Source organism: Roseateles sp. P5_E8 (assembly GCF_054177665.1).
In genome coordinates this window covers 16,074-32,629 of record NZ_JBGCUM010000045.1, presented here as the reverse complement: position 1 = coordinate 32,629, position 16,556 = coordinate 16,074, and the positions used below count along the sequence as shown (strand labels likewise).

The following is a 16,556-nucleotide window of genomic DNA, read 5'->3' as shown; positions in this document are numbered from 1 at the left end:
CAGGCAGCGAGAATGCCGGCATGACTCTTCCCGCGCTCCCCGCACTGAGGATTGGCGAAGGCTGGGACACCCACCAGCTCGTCACCGGCCGCCCGCTCGTCCTGGGCGGCATCACCGTCCCGCACACGCACGGCCTGCTCGGCCACTCCGACGCCGACGCGCTGGCGCACGCGATCACCGATGCCCTGCTCGGCGCCGCGGCCCTGGGCGACATCGGCAAGCTCTTCCCTGACACGGCCGCCGAGTTCAAGGGCGCCGACTCCATGGTGCTGCTGGCCGAGGCCTACCGCCGCGTGCGCGAGGCGGGCTGGCAGCTCGTCAATCTGGACACGACCATCGTCGCCCAGGCGCCCAAGATGGCGCCGCACATCCCGGCCATGCGCGCTCGTCTTGCCGAGGTGCTGGGCGTGGACTTGGGCCAGATCAACGTGAAGGCCAAGACGGCCGAGAAGATGGGCCCGGTGGGCGAGGGCCGCGCCATCGAGGCGCGCGCCGTGTGCCTGCTATCAGCGGCCTAGGCCGAACTCGGCCAGCTCGCCGTTGCGGCGCAGTTGCGTGATGGCAAGATCCAGTACGCCAAGCACGGCCGGATCGGTGGCCGGGTGGCAGGCGAAGTAGAGGTCGATGCGGCCTGCGCTGTGCAGCACGCGCGGCGCTGCGCCGCCAGCGGCGCGGATGACGAAGTTTCCGGCCAGGTCGTTGGCCAGCCAGAAATCCACGCGCCGCGCCTGCAGCATGCGCAGCGCGGTGCCGTTGTCCTTGACCTCCTCGGCCGGCAGCCCGTGCTCCCTCAGCCATGCGGCGGGCGACGAGTCGCGCAGCACGACGATGCTGCGCCCGCGCAGGTCCTGCGCACCGTCGACCTGCCGGGTCTCGTCGCCGCGACCATAGACCGTCAGCGCGCCGCGTGCCCAGGGGCCGACCCACAGGAAGCGTGGCTCGCGCTCAGCCGTGCGTGACAGGGCGACGGCGCAGCTCCCTGGCTTCTGCTCGGCGAGCAGCAGGGCGCGGCTGATGGGCACGATCTGTTGGCGCAGCGTGATGCCGCTGAGCGTCTGCATGCGCTCCAGCATTGCGCCGCCAGGCCCTCCGGGTTGCCCGGGCGCGGCCTCGAACACGCCGGCATTGGGGTAGACCAGCACGTCCAGCGCCTGCGCGCCGATGGCGGCCTGCGGCAGCAGCAGCGGCAGCAGTGGCAACAGCGCGAGTCGGCCAGATAGGCGCATGGCAGCAGGCGGGAGGAGCGCCTGAGGTTGACAGGCTCGTCAGGTTAGCTCAGCCCGCCTGCAGCTTCAGCACCGTGATGAGCCCGCCACCGTCCGCATTGGCGATGGTCAACGTGCCGCCCAGGCGCTGCACGGACTTTTCGACGATGGCCAGCCCCAGCCCCGCGCCACTGGCGGCGGTGCGTGCGGCGTCGCCACGGTAGAAGGGCACGGTGAGGCGCTGCAGGCGGTCGGGCGGCACGCCGGGGCCGTGGTCGCGCACGCGCAGCTCCACCCAGGTGCCCTGGCGCGTGGCGCTCACATCCACGCGCGCCGGCTCGCCCTCGGCGTGGCCGTAGCGGCGCGCGTTCTCGAACAGGTTGAGCAGCACGCGGCCCAGCTCGGTATCGTCGACGAAGACCTTGAGCGCCGAGCTGACCTGCACGCGAAAGCGGATCTGGTCGGGGTCGCGGAAGCCCTGCACCTCGCGTTCGACGACGTCGGTCAGCCGTGTCTCGCGCAGCTGCGTCTCGTTGGGCCGCGCATAGTCCATGAACTTGCTGATGATGGCGTCGAGCTGGTCGATGTCCTGAGCCATGAAGTGGCGCGCCTGCTCGTCGGCCACGCTCATCTCGGTTTCCAGCCGCAGGCGGGCGAGCGGCGTGCGCAGGTCGTGCGAGATGCCGGCCAGCATGACGGCGCGGTCCTCCTCCAGCTTGGCGAGTTCGCGGGCCATGCGGTTGAAACCCATGTTGACCTCGCGGATCTCGCTGGTCATGGTGTTCTCGTCCAGGCGCGAGTCGTACTCGCCGTCGCGGATGCGGCCGGCCGCGTCGGCCAGCTCGCGCAGCGGCTGGTTGATGAGGCGCGCGATCAGCGCCGAGCCGACGACGGTGGCCAGCAGCGCGATGGCCACCCACCACCAGTTGCCGGCCAGCGAGACGGACAACGGTGCCGGGCTGGTGCGCAGCCAGAAGGCGTCCTCGCCGACGACATAGCGCACCCACAGGCCCGGCTTGTCGTTGACGCTGCGGGCGACGACCGTGTGCGGGCCGAGCGTGGAGCTGAGTTCGGCGGCGAGCTTCTCGGCAAAGGGAGTGGTGTCATAGGGCAGCCAGCGGTCGCTCGTCTCGGCCACGCGCACCTGCACCGTGTCGCCGCGAGACATCGATGTGATGACGGCGACGCGGTTGATCGGGTCGGTGTGCTCCAGCGCGATGCGGCTGAGCTTGACCAGGCCGGCCAGCTGCTCGGCCGACTGCAATGCGCGCGGCTGGGCCTCCAGCAGCTTGAAGGTGTACTGCCAGGCCAGCACCGCGCCGGCCAGCAGCAGGGCCAGCCAGGCGAAGGTGCGCCAGAAGAGGTTGAGCGCGAGGTGAGGGCGGGCCATCGCCTAGGCTAACCCAGCCTAGGAGTTCTCATCCGGCACGAACACATAGCCCACGCCCCACACCGTCTGGATGTAGCGTGGCTGGGCCGGGTCGGCTTCCAGCATCTTGCGCAGGCGCGAGATCTGCACGTCCAGGCTGCGGTCGAAAGGTTCGAACTCGCGGCCGCGTGCCAGCTGGGCCAGCTTGTCGCGCGACAGCGGCTGGCGCGGGTGGCGCACCAGCGTCTTCAGCATCGAGAACTCGCCGGTCGTCAGCGGCAGCTGCTCGCCGTTCTTCATCAGGCGGCGCAGCGCCAGGTCGAATTCGAAGGGGCCGAAGGTGACCGTCATCGGCTCCTTGCTCGGCGCGCCCGGGGCTTCCGGCGGCGGGCGGCGGCGCAGCACGGCATTGATGCGGGCCAGCAGCTCGCGCGGGTTGAAGGGCTTGGCGAGGTAGTCGTCAGCGCCGACCTCCAGGCCGACGATGCGGTCCACGTCCTCGACCTTGGCCGTCAGCATGATGATGGGCGTCTGGTCGTTGGCGGCGCGCAGGCGGCGGCAGATGGTCAGGCCGTCTTCGCCGGGCAGCATGAGGTCGAGCACGATGAGGTCGACGGTCTCACGGGTGAGCTGCTTGTTCAGGGCGCGGCTGTCTTCGGCCAGCAAGACTTCGAAGCCTTCCTGGGTCAGGTAGCGGCGCAGCAGGTCGCGGATGCGGGCGTCGTCGTCGACGACAAGAATTCGGTTTTGGCGGGGGTTCGCGCTGCTATTCATCGCGGCTCCTTGATTTGTAACAGCGCCATTGTGTTCAGGTTTGAAACCCCGGCCTGTAGGACAGCAGGCATGGCTTACAGCTTGTTGCCATCTGGCCGGGCTAAGCTGGTTTTCCCGTCTTGAAAGGAAGCCTTATGCGTACGTTCGTCCTTCTGCCCGCCCTTGCTCTGGCCCTGGCTGCCCACGCCGAGACGCCGCGAGAGCGGCTGAGCCTGTCAGCCAGCGCCAGCGCCGAGATCGTGCGCGATGTGCTCGGCGTCAGCTTCTCGACGACGCGCGAGGGTGTCGAAGCGGCGGCGGTGCAGGCCGCGCTCAAGCAGGCGCTTGACGCCGCGCTGGCCGAGGCGCGCAAGGTCGCCAAGCCGGGCCAGGTCGATGTGCAGACGGGCGGCTTCTCGCTCTACCCGCGCCATGACCCCAAGACCGGCAAGATCAATGGCTGGCAGGGCAGCGCGGAGCTGCAGGTCGAGGGCCGCGACACCGCTGCGATTGCCCAGCTGACGGGGCGCATCAGCACGCTGACGATTGCCCGCGTGGGCTACAGCCTGTCGCGTGAGTCACGAGAGAAGGCCGAGGCCGACATCACCGCTCAGGCGATTACCCGCTACCGAGCCAAGGCGTCGGAATACGCGAAGCTGTTCGGCTACGGCAGCTATGTCGTCGGCGAGGTCAACATCGCCAGCGACGAGAACTCGGCGCCGCGGCCGATGATGGCCATGGCCCGCATGAAGGCCGAGAGTGCCGATGCGGCCTTGCCTACCGAGGCCGGCAAGGCGACCGTGACGGTCAACGTGAACGGCTCCGTGCAGCTCACCAAATAGCTAGACGGCCGTCCAGCCGCCGTCCATCGCCCAGGCCTGGCCGCGCACATTGATGGCGGCGTCCGAACTGAGGAACACGGCCAGCGCGCCGAGTTCCTCCGGCGTCGTGAACTGCAGCGAGGGCTGCTTCTCCGCCAGCAGGCGGCGCTTCGCCTCGTCGTTGCTCACGCCGTCTTTCGCGGCCAGCGCGTCGACCTGCTTCTGCACCAGCGGCGTCAACACCCAGCCCGGGCAGATGGCGTTGACGGTGACGCCCGTGGTGGCCGTTTCCAGCGCAATGCTCTTCGTGAAACCCACCAGGCCGTGCTTGGCCGCCACGTAGGCCGACTTCTGCGCCGAGGCCACCAGGCCGTGCGCCGAGGCGATGTTGATGATGCGGCCCCAGCCCTTGGTCAGCATGCCCGGCAGCGCCAGGCGCGTCGTGTGGAAGGCTGAGGTCAGGTTGATGGCGATGATGGCGTCCCACTTCTCGACCGGGAAGTCCTGCACCGGCGCGACAAACTGGATGCCGGCGTTGTTGACGAGGATGTCCACGCCGCCGAATTCGGCGTCTGCGTAGGCCAGCATGGCGGCGATGTCGCCGGGCTTGCTCATGTCGGCACCGTGGTAGCCCACCTTGACGCCGAGTGCAGCGACCTCGGCCCTGGGCGTGTCGGCATCGCCAAAGCCGTTCAGGATCACGTTCGCGCCTTCGCGCGCGAACGAGAGGGCGATGCCCAATCCGATGCCGCTGGTGGAACCGGTGACGAGGGCGGTTTTGCCTTTCAACATGGAGGGTCCTTCGGGGTTGCTACGATGGTTTCAAAGGATTGAACCATGACCCAGCCCGACCTGCGCTTCGTCAATTGCCTCGACGCCACAGGCCTGCATCGCATGGCCTATTGGGAGTGGGCCGGGCCGAGCGCGGACGCCCCTGTTCTGGTCTGCGTGCACGGCCTGTCGCGCCAGGGGCGGGACTTCGACGCGCTGGCCCGCGTGATGAGCAGCCGCTATCGCGTCGTCTGCCCCGACGTGGCCGGCCGCGGCCGGTCCGACTGGCTGCGCCAGCCCGGCGGCTACCAGATCCCGGCCTATGTGTCCGACATGGTGGCGCTGCTGGCGCGGCTGGATGTGGAGCAGGTGGACTGGGTGGGCACGTCCATGGGCGGCCTCATCGGGCTGGGTGTGGCCTCGCTGCGCGGGCGCGAGGGCCAGCCCGGCATGGTGCGTCGCCTGGTGCTGAACGACGTCGGCCCGGCCATCCGCTTCGAGGCCTTGCAGCGCATTGGCAGCTACATCGGCAAGACGCTGCGCTTCGCGTCGCTGGCCGAGGGCGCGGCCTATCTGCGCACCATCTCCGAGGGCTTCGGCCCGCACAGCGACGAGGCCTGGCTGGGGTTGTCCACGCCGCTGTTCCGCGAGGAGGGCGGCGAATGGCGTCTGCGTTACGACCCCGCCATCGGCCTGCCCTTTGCCACCATTACGCCCGAGATCGCCGCCGCCGGCGAGGCCGCGCTGTGGGCCGCCTATGACACGCTGACCTGCCCGACCCTGGTGATTCGCGGCGCCGACAGCGACCTGCTCACCACCGAGACCGCCCGCGCCATGACGCAGCGCGGCCCGGGCGCCCGTCTCGTCGAGCTGCCCGGCATCGGCCACGCACCCACCTTGATCCACGACGACCAGATCGCCATCGTGAGGGATTTTTTGAGTTCATGAGCTCATGAAGACAGGCTTGATGCCCGAGGGCGCGGCCACCGCGCCCATCGTCGCGTTGCTGGACACCAGCACGGGACATTCCAACGCCGAGATGGCCCGCGCTCGCGCCTTTGCCGAGCCGCTGCTGGCCGCCGAGACCCTGGACACTGGCGAGAACGCGCTCGCGCATGCCGACGGCGTCGCCACCATCCTGCAAAGCGTGGGCGCCGCGCAGGAGTTGCAGGCTGCGGCCTATCTCGTCTACGCGGCCGACTTCCTGACCAAACCCGAGGAGGTCGTCGCCAAGGCCTTTGGCGACAGCCATGCCAGCCTCGTCACGCACACGCGCAAGCTGGTGCAGATGCAGCGCGCCGCACGCAGCGCCAAGGTCAGCACCGACCAGAAGGCCGAGCAGACCGAGCGCGTGCGCAAGATGCTGCTGGCCTTCTCGCGCGACCTGCGCGTGGTGCTGCTGCGCCTGGCCTCGCGGCTGCAGACGCTGCGCTGGTACGCGGCCAGCAAGACGCCTTGCCCGCCGGAGCTGGCGGCCGAGTCGCAGGCCGTGTTCGCGCCGCTGGCCAACCGGCTGGGCATCTGGCAGATCAAGTGGGAGCTGGAGGATCTGGCCTTTCGCTTTCGCGAACCCGAGGCCTACAAGGCGCTGGCCAAGGGGCTGCAGGAGAAGCGCGTCGAGCGAGAGCAGCGCATCGAGACGGCGCGCGCGACGCTGCAGGCCGACCTCTATGCGCAAGGCATTGCCGCGGAGGTGCAGGGCCGGCCCAAGCACCTCTACAGCATCCACAAGAAGATGCAGGGCAAGGACCTGGCGCTGGACCGCGTCTTCGACCTGCGCGCGCTGCGCGTCATCGTCGCCAGCGTGGCCGACTGCTACGCCGTGTTGGCACGGCTGCACGAGCTCTACGCGCCCGTGCCGGGCGAGTTTGACGACTACATCGCTAAGCCCAAGCCCAACGGCTACCAGTCGCTGCACACCATCGTGCTCGGGCCGGACGAGCGTGTGATGGAGGTGCAGATCCGCACCCGCGAGATGCACGACCATGCCGAGCACGGCGTCGCCGCGCACTGGGCATACAAGGAGGCGGGCGCGCGTGGCTATGCCGGAGTCAGTGCAGCTGGAGAGTTCGAGGAGCAGGTCGCCCGGGCCCGCAAGGCCGTGCTTAACCAGTTGCTGGCCTGGGAGCGCGACACAGTGCAGGGCGCAGCCGGAGGGGACGGCGCAGAGGCCTTTGACGAGCGCATCTACGTTTTCACGCCGCAAGCCACCATCGTCGAACTGGCACCCGGCGCGACGCCGGTGGACTTCGCCTACGCGGTGCACACCGACCTCGGCCACCGCTGCCGTGGTGCCCGCATCGACGGCCAGATGCTGCCGCTGAACACGCCGCTGCACAGCGGCCAGACGGTCGAGATCATTGCCGCCAAGGAGGGCGGGCCATCGCTGGACTGGCTCAACCCCGAGCTCGGCTATCTGCAGAGCCAGCGCTCGCGTGCCAAGGTGCGGGCGTGGTTCAACGCGCTGCAGCAGGCTCAGACGATTGCCAAGGGCCGGGAACTGGTCGAGAAGCTGCTGCAGCGTGAGGGCAGGACTGCTCTCAAGCTCGACGAGCTGGCCTCACGCCTGGGCTTCAAGGGCGCGGACGCGCTCTTCGAGGTGATCGGCAAGGACGAGTACTCGCTGCGCAACATCGAGCTGCTGCTGCGCCCGCCCGAGCCTGTGGCCGACGAGGATGAGCTGCTCGCGCAGCGGCATACGCGCAACGCCAGCAGCGGTGCGCGCAGCGGCGTGCTGGTGGTGGGCATCGACTCGCTGCTGACGACGCTGTCGCGCTGCTGCCGGCCCGCGCCGCCGGATGGCATCGAGGGTTTCGTCACGCGCGGCAAGGGCGTGGCCATCCACCGCAGCGACTGCAGCAACCTCGCCGAGATGCGTCGCCGCTCGCCCGAGCGCGTCATCGCCGTGGAGTGGGGCGGTGGTGAACCTGCGGGCAAGAGCGCGCCGGTCTACCCGGTCGACGTGCTGGTGGAGGCCGGCGACCGTCAGGGCCTGCTGCGCGACGTGCTGGAAATCTTCGCCAAGGAAAAGATGAACGTCGTCGCCGTGAACACGCAGTCGCTGCAGGGCGGTGCGGCCAAGCCGAAGACGGGCGGCGGCGACATGGCGTGGATGAGCTTCACGCTGGAACTGTCGGACGCGACGAAGCTCAACAAGGTGCTGCGCGATCTCTGCGCCATCACCGGTGTGCGCTCGGCCCGCCGCAAGTGAACTGGACAGCACGCTGAAAACCCTGCTATAGTGCGCAGCTCTTCAGGCGCGTAGCTCAGTTGGTTAGAGCACCACCTTGACATGGTGGGGGTCGTTGGTTCGAATCCAATCGCGCCTACCAAATACGGTAGGTAGAACAAGCACTTAGCGGCGACGCTAGGTGCTTTTTCTTTGCCTGTACGAAAAAAGTACGAAAAACAGGCAGCCAGATTTTCGACGGTGGCCGGGTGGGACCGCCGTTCCAAGGTGGTCGCTGACAGAAAACTTGCCCACCGGCGCACACCAATTTATTGACCGCCTGGACTCCCGAGCCATCGTGGCATCAAAGGCGCAAGGCTAGGCGGCGTGGCGTACGCCGTTAGACGGCTGCTAACTCCTGAGCGCGACGCTGGAGGCTGGTCAGGCGCTCCGCTCGTTCTGCCTGTGCGGCCTCGTGCTGCTGGCGGCGTTGCTCGGCTTCGCGGAGCGAGTCGGCCATTTCGGGCCGTGCGGCGATCCGCCGCCGTGCTTCGTTGATCGCCGGTGCGAACTCCGGACTGACCCGCAGCTTGTGCGCCAGGAACTGGTCATGGCGGTCCGGCAGAACCGTCCACCAAGCCACGATGCTTTCCGGATCATTCAGGTTCAGAAGCATGGTCGCACTCCTTGGCTTTCGGGGCCGGCGGCTCGCGGCAGGTTAGCGGCGGCGAGGATTGCCAGGTCATATGGGAGGCCGCGTGCCTGAGAGGCCTGAGACCTTTGCCTGATCTCCTGCTCCGCGGCGGCAATGGGGCAGGCGCCGGCAGCGATTGCGAGCCAATGGCGGCCGGCAGCGATGGCCTCGTGGTGGGAGTCGCAGTAGTCGCTCATTCCGAAATGGGCCGTGAAGGCGTCAAGCCATTCATGCTCGGTGTAGGCATAACGAGCCGTGGCGATCACGTCGAGGTAAGCCGCGTTCAGCTGGTCGATGTCCTCGATCGTTCTTTGCCGGGGTGGTTCCGCCAGGTAGGCGGCGTCGATCGCGTCATGGACGGCTTCAGTCCAGCGTGTGATGGCCGGCGGGGCCATCCCGCGCCAGTAAGCATGGAGTCCACCAGTTTCCTCGAATGCAGCCTTGGCGGCCAGCACCTGCCAGGTCCCTCCCAAGCGGGCCTCCAGGGCCGCGCGCGCGGCTTCCAAGGCCGTGGCGGGGCTCTCGCCGCCATACGGGTTGATGGGGAAGTAGGGGATGTAAAACCTGATGTTCATGCCTGTCTCCGAGGGCGCGAGGCGGCCGCCACTGATCGATCGCGTGGATGGCGGTGCTGTGTTGCCTGTATAGCCGAATACTGTATGTGCATACAGTATCGCAGGCGCTGCCGGATGTCGAGTGCCTACAGCAGATTCCTTTTGATGAGGGACGAGCTGGGGCTTTGCGCCGACCGGGCCTGCCGGGTTCGCACCTGGCGCCCATCGACGCGCTGTGTGGACTGCTGCGAAGCCCTCCCGATCAAATCTCGCGGGCACCTAGCGGCGCTGAAGCGCACCGCTGCGCGGCGAAGTTGCGCCGCTGGCTGCTGCGCTTAAGCAATACCTGCAAAACCTCGCTGCAAGCCGTCCTGTAGGTGGGACCCTCGAGCGAGCTCAGCATTTGCTCAGCAAACTGTGCTGCGGCTCTGAGGCCGAGGGCGTGTGATCGGCGCTTGACCGCCGCTACTTTCCGCTGGGTCGCGCTGCAAGCGCTCGGGCTGTCGGTCGGTCAACATAGCGCGCAAGAATCGTCTCGAGCGTGCCGTCGGTGCGCATCGTCTCGATCGCGTTGCGCATCTTGTTGACGTCGACAGCCGCTAGGGCACTGGCCGTGCTGGCTGTCGTCCGTTGTACCAAGGTCAGCCTTCCGGCGCCTGGATGAGCTCATGCTGTCGGCCAGGAGCTGCCGCTGGCGAACGGCCGCTATCCGGCCAGCCGGTCATGTGCTGCCTCGACCACCGCACCAGCGCGGCCAGCCGCCGCATGAACTCCAGCGGGCTCATGACCAGGTGGGGCGTTCCGTCACGCCACGGCGTCTTGAGCTTGGGCTCGACTTGGCCGACGGCGTTGAGCTGCACCCATTCGTCTGGCAGCGCCGGGCGGGTGATGTAGCGGCACCGTTGCTCCAGCCGCTTGCGACCGTGCGCCTCGACCCGCACGGCAGCGTGCAGACTGAAGCCGTCAATGTCGGCGCTCAGCGGCTGACGCGCCGCACCCTCGCGCGGCATCGCTCCTCGCAGAATCAACACCTTCTGCCCCGCGCGGCCCGAAGGCGTTGCGTTAGGTGCTGGCCGCCGGCTGCAGCGGCCGCAGCGTGCGCGCTTCTTCGCCGTCGGAGTCGGGTTCGGCCAGGTAGGTTGTGATGCGTTGTTTCGGCCTGGCCGCGCCCAAGCACCATGCCGACGAGGAAGATGACTTTTTCCCGGCCCTGTTCGAGGCAGTCGCCGGTTCTGACGCGCTCTGCCTGCGGGGCTTGGTCGATCGATTGCAGGCCGATTACCGGTCGCTCGAGCACCAGTGGGACGAGCTGCGGGCCATCCTCGCGCGCATCGCCGTCGCCGAGCCCGCCGTGCTGACCGCTGAGCGGGTGGAGGCCTTCGTCGAGCAGTACGCTGACCACATCGCCGTGCAAGAAGGTGAGGTGCTGCCCATGGCCGAGCGGTTTTTGTCGGACGAGGCAATTGCCGCACTCGGCGCCGCAATGCGGCGGCGCAGGTTGATCGACTGACGCGCTTTAGCAGGGCCATCACGACTCGCGATCGATTGGCCTTTTGGCGTCTGGGCGCAGGCGACCCGGTTCCGTTGCCAGCCTTGCACTAGAGTGCGCAGAAGGCGCAATCGAACGAGGAGCGACGCATGGCCACGGAAGGCGCAGGTGGATCGACGCATGGCACGACCAGCGGCGGGACAGGGGCGCCGCACGACCCCTCGCACGACCCTCCGCATGACCCGGCGCAAGATCCTTCGCAGGACCCCGGGCACGAGCAATCGCCCCCCGGCCTCGAAGGCGGCACCGCACATGTCAGTGGTGGTTCGTCGACAAGCAAGCCGCCGTCACCGCCGCCGGTGGCGCCGCCCCCGCCGCCCCCCGCACCCCCGACGCCACCGGCGCCAGACCCATCGGCTGCTGCGGGTGCAGGTGCCACGGGTGGCAGCGGCGGCGGCGCGGCATCGGCTGCCGGTGACGCCGGGGCGGGCGTCCGCGCGAAGCCTCCGAAGACCCTGGCCGAGGCGGCGGCGCGGTTCGCCGCCCGCGCTGGTGATCCGGAAGCCGCCCCAGCGCTCGGACCGCGCGCCGGCGGCGCCCCCACGCGCGGCACGGCCGATGTGGTCAGCCGGTTTCGCGAGGCTGGCGAGGATCTGGCGGGCTCGTGGCGCGGGTTCGTGGACAAGACGCTGGCTGCCGAGCGCTCACGCGTCGAGGGCCGCGAGCTTGACTGGAAGAAGGATGGCTACGCCGATGCCGCGGCCGGGCTGCCAGATCTGGCGGCCACGCTGAAGGAGTGGCAGCGCCTGAAGGAACGCAACATCTTCGACGGGCAGGCGATGACCACCCTGGCCACCGGCCTGCTTGAGGACTTGCAAGGCCTGCAGGACCTGCTGCTGCGCCGCGCGTCGGACTTCGATGCCGAGGTCCAGGCCCTGCTCGGCAAGGCCGTCGAGGCGCTGAGCGCCGAGCTCGCACAGCAGGCGCAGCGGCTGCATGACCCGGTGCAGACCCTTCTCGCGGATTTTGACGCGCTGGCCCAGCCGGTGAGCCTGAGCCGGGTGATGCGCGACCGCTTCGATGCCAAGCTGAAGACCACGACGCCAGGCGCGTTCTGGTCGGATCTGAAGGCGGCGCTGCGGATCGCGGACGCGTCGCTGGCGCGTCAGGTGGATGCGGTCTTCGGGGAAGGCCTTGGGCCTGCCCTCAAGCGCTGGGAAAACGAGCGCCACACGCTGACCGAGTCGAAGGCGCTGGCGCTGAACCGGCAGCTCTGCGACATCCTCGCGTCCTACGATGAGCAACTCGCGACGATCGACGCGGCGGCCACGGGCATCTCGCTGGCCGATCGCTCTTACCTGAGTGGCCTGCGCGAAGGCCTGCATGCGCTGGCGGGCTGGGTGGCGGCCGACACGCGCGCGCGCGCAGCGGCCGGCGACTTCCCGCCGCCGCTCATACCGCAGCCCGACCCGCCCGCATCGCTGCGCGAGACTGCCCAGGCCTTCGAGACCATGAAGCCCACCGAAGCCTCCGAGGCCTTGGGCGGCGGCACCGTGCCTCTGGCTGGGGCGGGCCGGGCCCTCGAAGGACGTTGGGCCGATTTCATCGACGTCATCACCGCGGCTGCGAAGCAGGGCATCGAAAGTCGACAGCTAGACTGGGTGAAGGACGGCTATGCCGAGGCCTTCGACGGCCTGCCCGACCTGGGGCCGGCGCTCAAACGCTGGCGCAAGGCGCAGGAGCGTGACCTCTTCGACCGCGAGGCGCTGCTCAGTGCGGCGAACGATCTGCTGCTCGAACTGAAGGACGCCAAGCAGTACGTGACCGACAACGAAAGCCGCTTCATCGGCCCGCAGGTGATCGCCCTGCAAGGCGGGCTGGATATGCTGGCCGCGGAGCTGGCGCGTCAGGTGGGCGGGCTGGAAGACCCGGTGGCCGCCGCCGCCACGGCGCTAGAAACCCTGGCCAAGCCCAAGCTGCCGCCGAGCGAGTGGCGCCTGAGCTGCGATCAGCAGCTCAAGAGCGGTGCCTGCACCGAGCTCTGGGCCACCGCGCTGAAGCGCGTGGCCGCCAAGGCCGATGCCCAGGGCGCGGCCGCGCTGAAGGACATCTTCGCGGGTGATCCCGCCAAGCTGATGCAGAAGTGGCAGGACAGCGTCAAGGCCCGCTCGCTCGATCCAACGACCATCATGCTGGCCACGCGCGACCTGGCCGACCGGCTCGACAGCCTCGACACGCAACTGGCCGCGGCCGCCAAGGCCGCGCGCCTGGCACCGCCCATCGCCCAGGGTCTGCGCGATGCGGTGGGCGCGATCGCCGGTCAGGTGGCGTCGACCACGGTCTTCCTGGGCCGCCACAATGGCTTCGGGTCAACCCCTGGCTAAGGAGGTACGGCGATGGCATTCGACCCCTATCTGCTGAAGGAAGAGGTGCTGGCCGAGGGCAAGGTGGCGGCATCGCTGTCGATCACCACGGCCGAGCCGCTGATGCTGGCGCCCGCCGGCAGCGCGGTGCAAGCCCCGGACGGCTACCGCCTGCAGTGGGTGCCGCCCGATGCCCATGTGACCGTGAACGCCGACATGCTGCGACTGGCGGGCGTCTTCGTGCAGACCGGCTGCGAGTTTCTGGTCGCGGCCCGGGTGGTCGAGCTTGAGGGTGAGGTGACCATCGACGTGATCGGCCGTGCCGGTGCTGCACCGGATCCGGCGAAGCCACAGGTCGGGCAGCAGGCTGATGGCGGCAAAGACGGCTACTACACCTACAACTTCCTTGGTGCCGACCCGTGCACGCGGGCCGAAGCCGGTCAGCCCGGTCAGCCCGGAGAGAACGGTGTCGCGGGCAATCCCGGGTTGCCGGGGGGCTTGATCGACATCCGCTGCCAGCAGCTGCATGGCGACAAACTCACGCTCACGGCCTGCGGCGGGCGCGGGGGCGATGGCCAGCCTGGCCAGATTGGACAGGTCGGGGGCGACGGCGGAAAGGGCGCACCGTACTGGACCGGTGGCGTGGCCGACGAAGAAATGCCGACACCCGGCGGCGCCGCCGGTGCCGGCGGGCTGGGCGGCCTGGGCGGGCCGGGTGGCTATGGCGGATCGGGCGGCACGATCCGCGTTTACTGCATGGGCGCCTTGCCGACCACCCTGACGACCGCGTGCCTGGCCGGTGCATCGGGCACGACGCCCGATCCCGCGGATGCGGGCGGCGCAGGCGAGCCTGGCGCCGGGGGCGTCGGTGCGGTCGTCAGACGGCGTGGCGCCCCTTTCGCGATCCCCGATGCCCCGTCGGGCGGTATCGGGGCGCCCTCGCCTCGCCGGTCGATGGCACAGCCCGATCGCACCAAGCCCAGTGCGGGCCAGGCCAGTCTGGTGGCGGGGGCGGCGGCCGCGCCGCTGTCGGCCTCGGCAATCGCGCTGTCGATCGCGAACGACCCTTTGAAGTCGGCGCTGCACGGCACGCTGCGCCAGACCCTGTTCGAGCTGACGCTGGAGCGCGCACGCATCGACACGCTGCGGCTCGACCGGTCCGTGCAGGCGACTGTGGACGACCTGCTGGCGCGGCTGGACTTTCTGATCACGGTCGGCTCGGCCGCAACCGGCCCCCAGGGCAAGGCGCCGGATCCCGATGCCGTGGGCATCGCGCAGGCCGCCCGGGGCCTGCGCGACACGGTCACACGCATCGACATCGATGCCTTCGGCCACCCGCCGACTTGGGTGCCGCTGGCCTCTTTGAAGGTGTATGACAACCTGCTGGGAGGCAGCGACGGCAGCCCAGGTGATCTGGAGCGGCTGAAGCAGGCCGAGGAGGACTGGGCCCAGTACCAGGCTGCCGCCATCGACGATGACGCGCGCGGCGCGCGCCTGCAGTCGGCAATGAAGACCGCCGGCGCCCAGCTTGCGCCGCTCAAGCAGCAGGCCCAGGATGCACGCGACAAGCTCGACAAGCTCCAGCGCGAGCTTGCCCGGCTCGGCGAAGATCTGCGCAAGGCCAAGTCGGCGGTGCTGTTGAAGGCCGCGCAGTTCAAGGCCCGCATCGGCAGCACCTTCACGATCGACTTCACCAAGTTCATCGATGTGGTCGAACAGATGGCCTTCGCCGCGGCCAACCCGGTGCATGCCGGCGTGGTGGGCGCGTCCGAGCTGGGCAAGATGGTGACTACCGGTGCCACACAGCTGACCGGTGCCGACGGCGAGAGCTACCGCGAGGCTTATGTGGTCCACCGCGTGGAGCAGTACAGCGCGCGGCTCAAGACCCTAGACGAGGCTTACGACCTGGTTAAGGGCTATATCCAGCTGAAGGATCCGGACGGTTGCAAGCTGTTGGTCCAGCAGCAGGACATGGATGAGCTGCTCGACAACTTCAAGACCGTGGCCGGTGCTGACGAGGCCAAGGACGCGATGGCCGCCTATGTGAAGCAGGTGCTGGCGCGCAATGCCCAGGTGCTGGTCTACAACGACACGCTGACCCAGCTCGACCAGCTGAGCGGCGAGATCGCCCAGGTGCAGCGGCGCGTGGGGCAGCGCGGCGCCCAGCTGGCGGCGGTCACGCCATCGCTGTGGGGCCACATGGTGCATGGCGTCTACCAGCAGGCCCGGCGCGACTGCATCCGCAGCCTGTACATGGCCAGCCGCGCCTACCGCTGCTGGTCGCTCGACGACTACGATGTGTTCAAGGACGTGCTGGGCTGCGAGGGGCCGACCGACGTCACCTACCTGACCGCGCTGAATGGCCGGCAGATGATCTTGAAGAACAACATAGCGCAGCTCGAGCGCATGGGCAGTGACCTGAGTCCGCGCACCGAGCCGGTGGTGGTGGAGTTCGCGGCCGGCAGCGGCTCCGACATCGTGACCGCTTTTCAGACGGACCGTGGCCAGGATGTGCTGTTCAACGACAAGGCCCGGTTCTGGGAGTTCGACCTCGAGCCGCCGACATCCGACAGCACCGACGGCGACAGCCCGTTCAACGACATGATGAACGTGCGCATGGTCGAGGTGCGCTGCTGGCTGCTGGGCATGACGGCCTCCGACCAGACCGGCCATATCAAGGTGCACCTGATCCACCGGGGCAATGAACGGATCGTGCCGCGTGACGGCAAGAGCGCGGTGCATGTCGACCATGACCCGGTGGAAAAGACCTTCGAGTACCGCCGCGCGGCCGATGCCTCGACGCCCGGCGAGGTAGTGGCGCGGGCCGAGTACTGGGGTGAACACCCGCTCGGCGAACTGCCAGCCCACACCCCGCTCGGGCCTTTCACCACCTGGCGCATCGCCGTGCGGCCGCAGGATTTCAAGGACCAGAAGGTGGATTGGGATCAGCTGAAGACCGTGCGGCTGGAGTTCTTCGTCCGCTATGTAGGCATGGACACGCGCTGAAGCCCAGTACCCCAGTACCGGAGGCGCCCGCGCTCACGCTGTTTTCGGGGTGTTCAGCCTCAGGGTGGCGGCGCCCGATGAGGTATGCCAGCAAGGTCTTAAGCCGTGCCCCATGCGTGCATCGGCTTGATGGCTGCCCGCCAGCGTATGCCCGCCGCTGCGGGGCTCATACGGGTGACTATGGGCGTGTCCGACCGGCGGCTTCAGGGCGGCAAGATGGGGACGGTCAATGTCTCTTGTGGGCACCAAGCTGCCGACGGCCTGCCGGTCCGCGCATCGGGGGGACAGGTCAGTGCCCAAAGCCGAAATTGATCGGGTGGCAGCACGAGGCTGAGCTGAGTCATTCACATGCCAATGCAGCA

14 protein-coding genes and 1 tRNA gene are annotated in these 16,556 nt (G+C 68.6%); 8 read left to right on the top strand and 7 right to left on the bottom strand.

Annotated features, from left to right (window positions below; all coding sequences use genetic code 11):
* Nucleotides 1-20 precede the first annotated feature (20 nt).
* Nucleotides 21-518, top strand: a complete 498-nt coding sequence (gene ispF / locus ACXRVZ_RS21150; RefSeq protein WP_457422063.1) for a 2-C-methyl-D-erythritol 2,4-cyclodiphosphate synthase — start codon at nt 21-23, stop codon at nt 516-518.
* Here ispF and ACXRVZ_RS21145 read toward each other — a convergent pair.
* The 3 genes from ACXRVZ_RS21145 to ompR are packed head-to-tail and all read right to left on the bottom strand — an operon-like array spanning nt 507 to nt 3,348.
* Nucleotides 507-1,226, bottom strand: a complete 720-nt coding sequence (locus ACXRVZ_RS21145) for a substrate-binding periplasmic protein (RefSeq protein ID WP_457422065.1) — start codon at nt 1,224-1,226, stop codon at nt 507-509. The genes ispF and ACXRVZ_RS21145 overlap by 12 nt on opposite strands.
* Nucleotides 1,227-1,275: 49 nt before the next feature.
* Entirely contained in the window at nt 1,276-2,595 is a 1,320-nt protein-coding gene (locus ACXRVZ_RS21140; protein ID WP_457422067.1) for an ATP-binding protein, read from the bottom strand.
* Between the two features lie 18 nt (nt 2,596-2,613).
* A complete protein-coding gene (ompR, locus tag ACXRVZ_RS21135; protein ID WP_458232797.1) occupies nt 2,614-3,348 on the bottom strand; it encodes an osmolarity response regulator transcription factor OmpR in 735 nt (244 codons plus the stop codon).
* 134 nt (nt 3,349-3,482) lie between these two features.
* On the opposite strand from ompR, the gene ACXRVZ_RS21130 reads away from it, so the two are divergent.
* Complete coding sequence (locus tag ACXRVZ_RS21130; protein ID WP_457422072.1) at nt 3,483-4,169, top strand: SIMPL domain-containing protein; 687 nt, start codon at nt 3,483-3,485, stop codon at nt 4,167-4,169.
* Here ACXRVZ_RS21130 and ACXRVZ_RS21125 read toward each other — a convergent pair whose 3' ends face one another.
* A complete protein-coding gene (locus ACXRVZ_RS21125; RefSeq protein WP_457422074.1) occupies nt 4,170-4,940 on the bottom strand; it encodes a 3-hydroxybutyrate dehydrogenase in 771 nt (256 codons plus the stop codon).
* 45 nt (nt 4,941-4,985) lie between these two features.
* On the opposite strand from ACXRVZ_RS21125, the gene ACXRVZ_RS21120 reads away from it, so the two are divergent.
* From ACXRVZ_RS21120 to ACXRVZ_RS21110, 3 genes are all read left to right on the top strand, one after another.
* A complete protein-coding gene (locus tag ACXRVZ_RS21120) occupies nt 4,986-5,867 on the top strand; it encodes an alpha/beta fold hydrolase (protein WP_457422076.1) in 882 nt (293 codons plus the stop codon).
* 4 nt (nt 5,868-5,871) lie between these two features.
* Nucleotides 5,872-8,130 carry a RelA/SpoT family protein gene (locus ACXRVZ_RS21115; protein ID WP_457422078.1) on the top strand — a complete coding sequence of 753 codons (2,259 nt, stop codon included), beginning with the start codon at nt 5,872-5,874 and terminating at the stop codon, nt 8,128-8,130.
* 44 nt (nt 8,131-8,174) lie between these two features.
* A tRNA-Val gene (locus ACXRVZ_RS21110) sits at nt 8,175-8,251 on the top strand.
* Between the two features lie 237 nt (nt 8,252-8,488).
* Here the strand turns inward: ACXRVZ_RS21110 and ACXRVZ_RS21105 are convergent.
* The 3 genes from ACXRVZ_RS21105 to ACXRVZ_RS21095 all read right to left on the bottom strand — a co-directional run bounded on the left by ACXRVZ_RS21105 (nt 8,489) and on the right by ACXRVZ_RS21095 (nt 10,346).
* Nucleotides 8,489-8,764, bottom strand: coding sequence for a hypothetical protein (locus ACXRVZ_RS21105; protein WP_457422080.1), 276 nt, complete (start codon nt 8,762-8,764; stop codon nt 8,489-8,491).
* Nucleotides 8,755-9,357, bottom strand: coding sequence for a hypothetical protein (locus ACXRVZ_RS21100; protein WP_457422082.1), 603 nt, complete (start codon nt 9,355-9,357; stop codon nt 8,755-8,757). Before ACXRVZ_RS21100 ends, ACXRVZ_RS21105 begins: the two co-directional genes overlap by 10 nt.
* Before the next feature lie 620 nt (nt 9,358-9,977).
* Nucleotides 9,978-10,346: a transposase gene (locus ACXRVZ_RS21095; protein WP_457422084.1), complete on the bottom strand. Its 369-nt coding sequence runs from the start codon at nt 10,344-10,346 to the stop codon at nt 9,978-9,980.
* A 134-nt stretch (nt 10,347-10,480) separates the two neighbouring features.
* Here ACXRVZ_RS21095 and ACXRVZ_RS21090 point away from each other — a divergent pair, with 134 nt between their 5' ends.
* The 3 genes from ACXRVZ_RS21090 (at nt 10,481) to ACXRVZ_RS21080 (ending at nt 16,194) form a co-directional block, all read left to right on the top strand.
* Nucleotides 10,481-10,846 carry a hemerythrin domain-containing protein gene (locus ACXRVZ_RS21090; RefSeq protein ID WP_457422086.1) on the top strand — a complete coding sequence of 122 codons (366 nt, stop codon included), beginning with the start codon at nt 10,481-10,483 and terminating at the stop codon, nt 10,844-10,846.
* Nucleotides 10,847-10,974: 128 nt separating this feature from the next.
* Complete coding sequence (locus ACXRVZ_RS21085; protein ID WP_457422088.1) at nt 10,975-13,209, top strand: hypothetical protein; 2,235 nt, start codon at nt 10,975-10,977, stop codon at nt 13,207-13,209.
* A gap of 12 nt (nt 13,210-13,221) precedes the next feature.
* Nucleotides 13,222-16,194: a hypothetical protein gene (locus ACXRVZ_RS21080; RefSeq protein WP_458232796.1), complete on the top strand. Its 2,973-nt coding sequence runs from the start codon at nt 13,222-13,224 to the stop codon at nt 16,192-16,194.
* Nucleotides 16,195-16,556 lie beyond the last annotated feature (362 nt).

Excerpts from the sequence above, each read along its gene's own strand:
- ispF (WP_457422063.1), top strand. The coding sequence starts at position 21 with ATGACTCTTCCCGCGCTCCCCGCACTGAGGATTGGCGAAGGCTGGGAC.
- ACXRVZ_RS21145 (WP_457422065.1), bottom strand. The coding sequence starts at position 1,226 with ATGCGCCTATCTGGCCGACTCGCGCTGTTGCCACTGCTGCCGCTGCTG.
- ACXRVZ_RS21140 (WP_457422067.1), bottom strand. The coding sequence starts at position 2,595 with ATGGCCCGCCCTCACCTCGCGCTCAACCTCTTCTGGCGCACCTTCGCC.
- ompR (WP_458232797.1), bottom strand. The coding sequence starts at position 3,348 with ATGAATAGCAGCGCGAACCCCCGCCAAAACCGAATTCTTGTCGTCGAC.
- ACXRVZ_RS21130 (WP_457422072.1), top strand. The coding sequence starts at position 3,483 with ATGCGTACGTTCGTCCTTCTGCCCGCCCTTGCTCTGGCCCTGGCTGCC.
- ACXRVZ_RS21125 (WP_457422074.1), bottom strand. The coding sequence starts at position 4,940 with ATGTTGAAAGGCAAAACCGCCCTCGTCACCGGTTCCACCAGCGGCATC.
- ACXRVZ_RS21120 (WP_457422076.1), top strand. The coding sequence starts at position 4,986 with ATGACCCAGCCCGACCTGCGCTTCGTCAATTGCCTCGACGCCACAGGC.
- ACXRVZ_RS21115 (WP_457422078.1), top strand. The coding sequence starts at position 5,872 with ATGAAGACAGGCTTGATGCCCGAGGGCGCGGCCACCGCGCCCATCGTC.
- ACXRVZ_RS21105 (WP_457422080.1), bottom strand. The coding sequence starts at position 8,764 with ATGCTTCTGAACCTGAATGATCCGGAAAGCATCGTGGCTTGGTGGACG.
- ACXRVZ_RS21100 (WP_457422082.1), bottom strand. The coding sequence starts at position 9,357 with ATGAACATCAGGTTTTACATCCCCTACTTCCCCATCAACCCGTATGGC.
- ACXRVZ_RS21095 (WP_457422084.1), bottom strand. The coding sequence starts at position 10,346 with ATGCCGCGCGAGGGTGCGGCGCGTCAGCCGCTGAGCGCCGACATTGAC.
- ACXRVZ_RS21090 (WP_457422086.1), top strand. The coding sequence starts at position 10,481 with ATGCGTTGTTTCGGCCTGGCCGCGCCCAAGCACCATGCCGACGAGGAA.
- ACXRVZ_RS21085 (WP_457422088.1), top strand. The coding sequence starts at position 10,975 with ATGGCCACGGAAGGCGCAGGTGGATCGACGCATGGCACGACCAGCGGC.
- ACXRVZ_RS21080 (WP_458232796.1), top strand. The coding sequence starts at position 13,222 with ATGGCATTCGACCCCTATCTGCTGAAGGAAGAGGTGCTGGCCGAGGGC.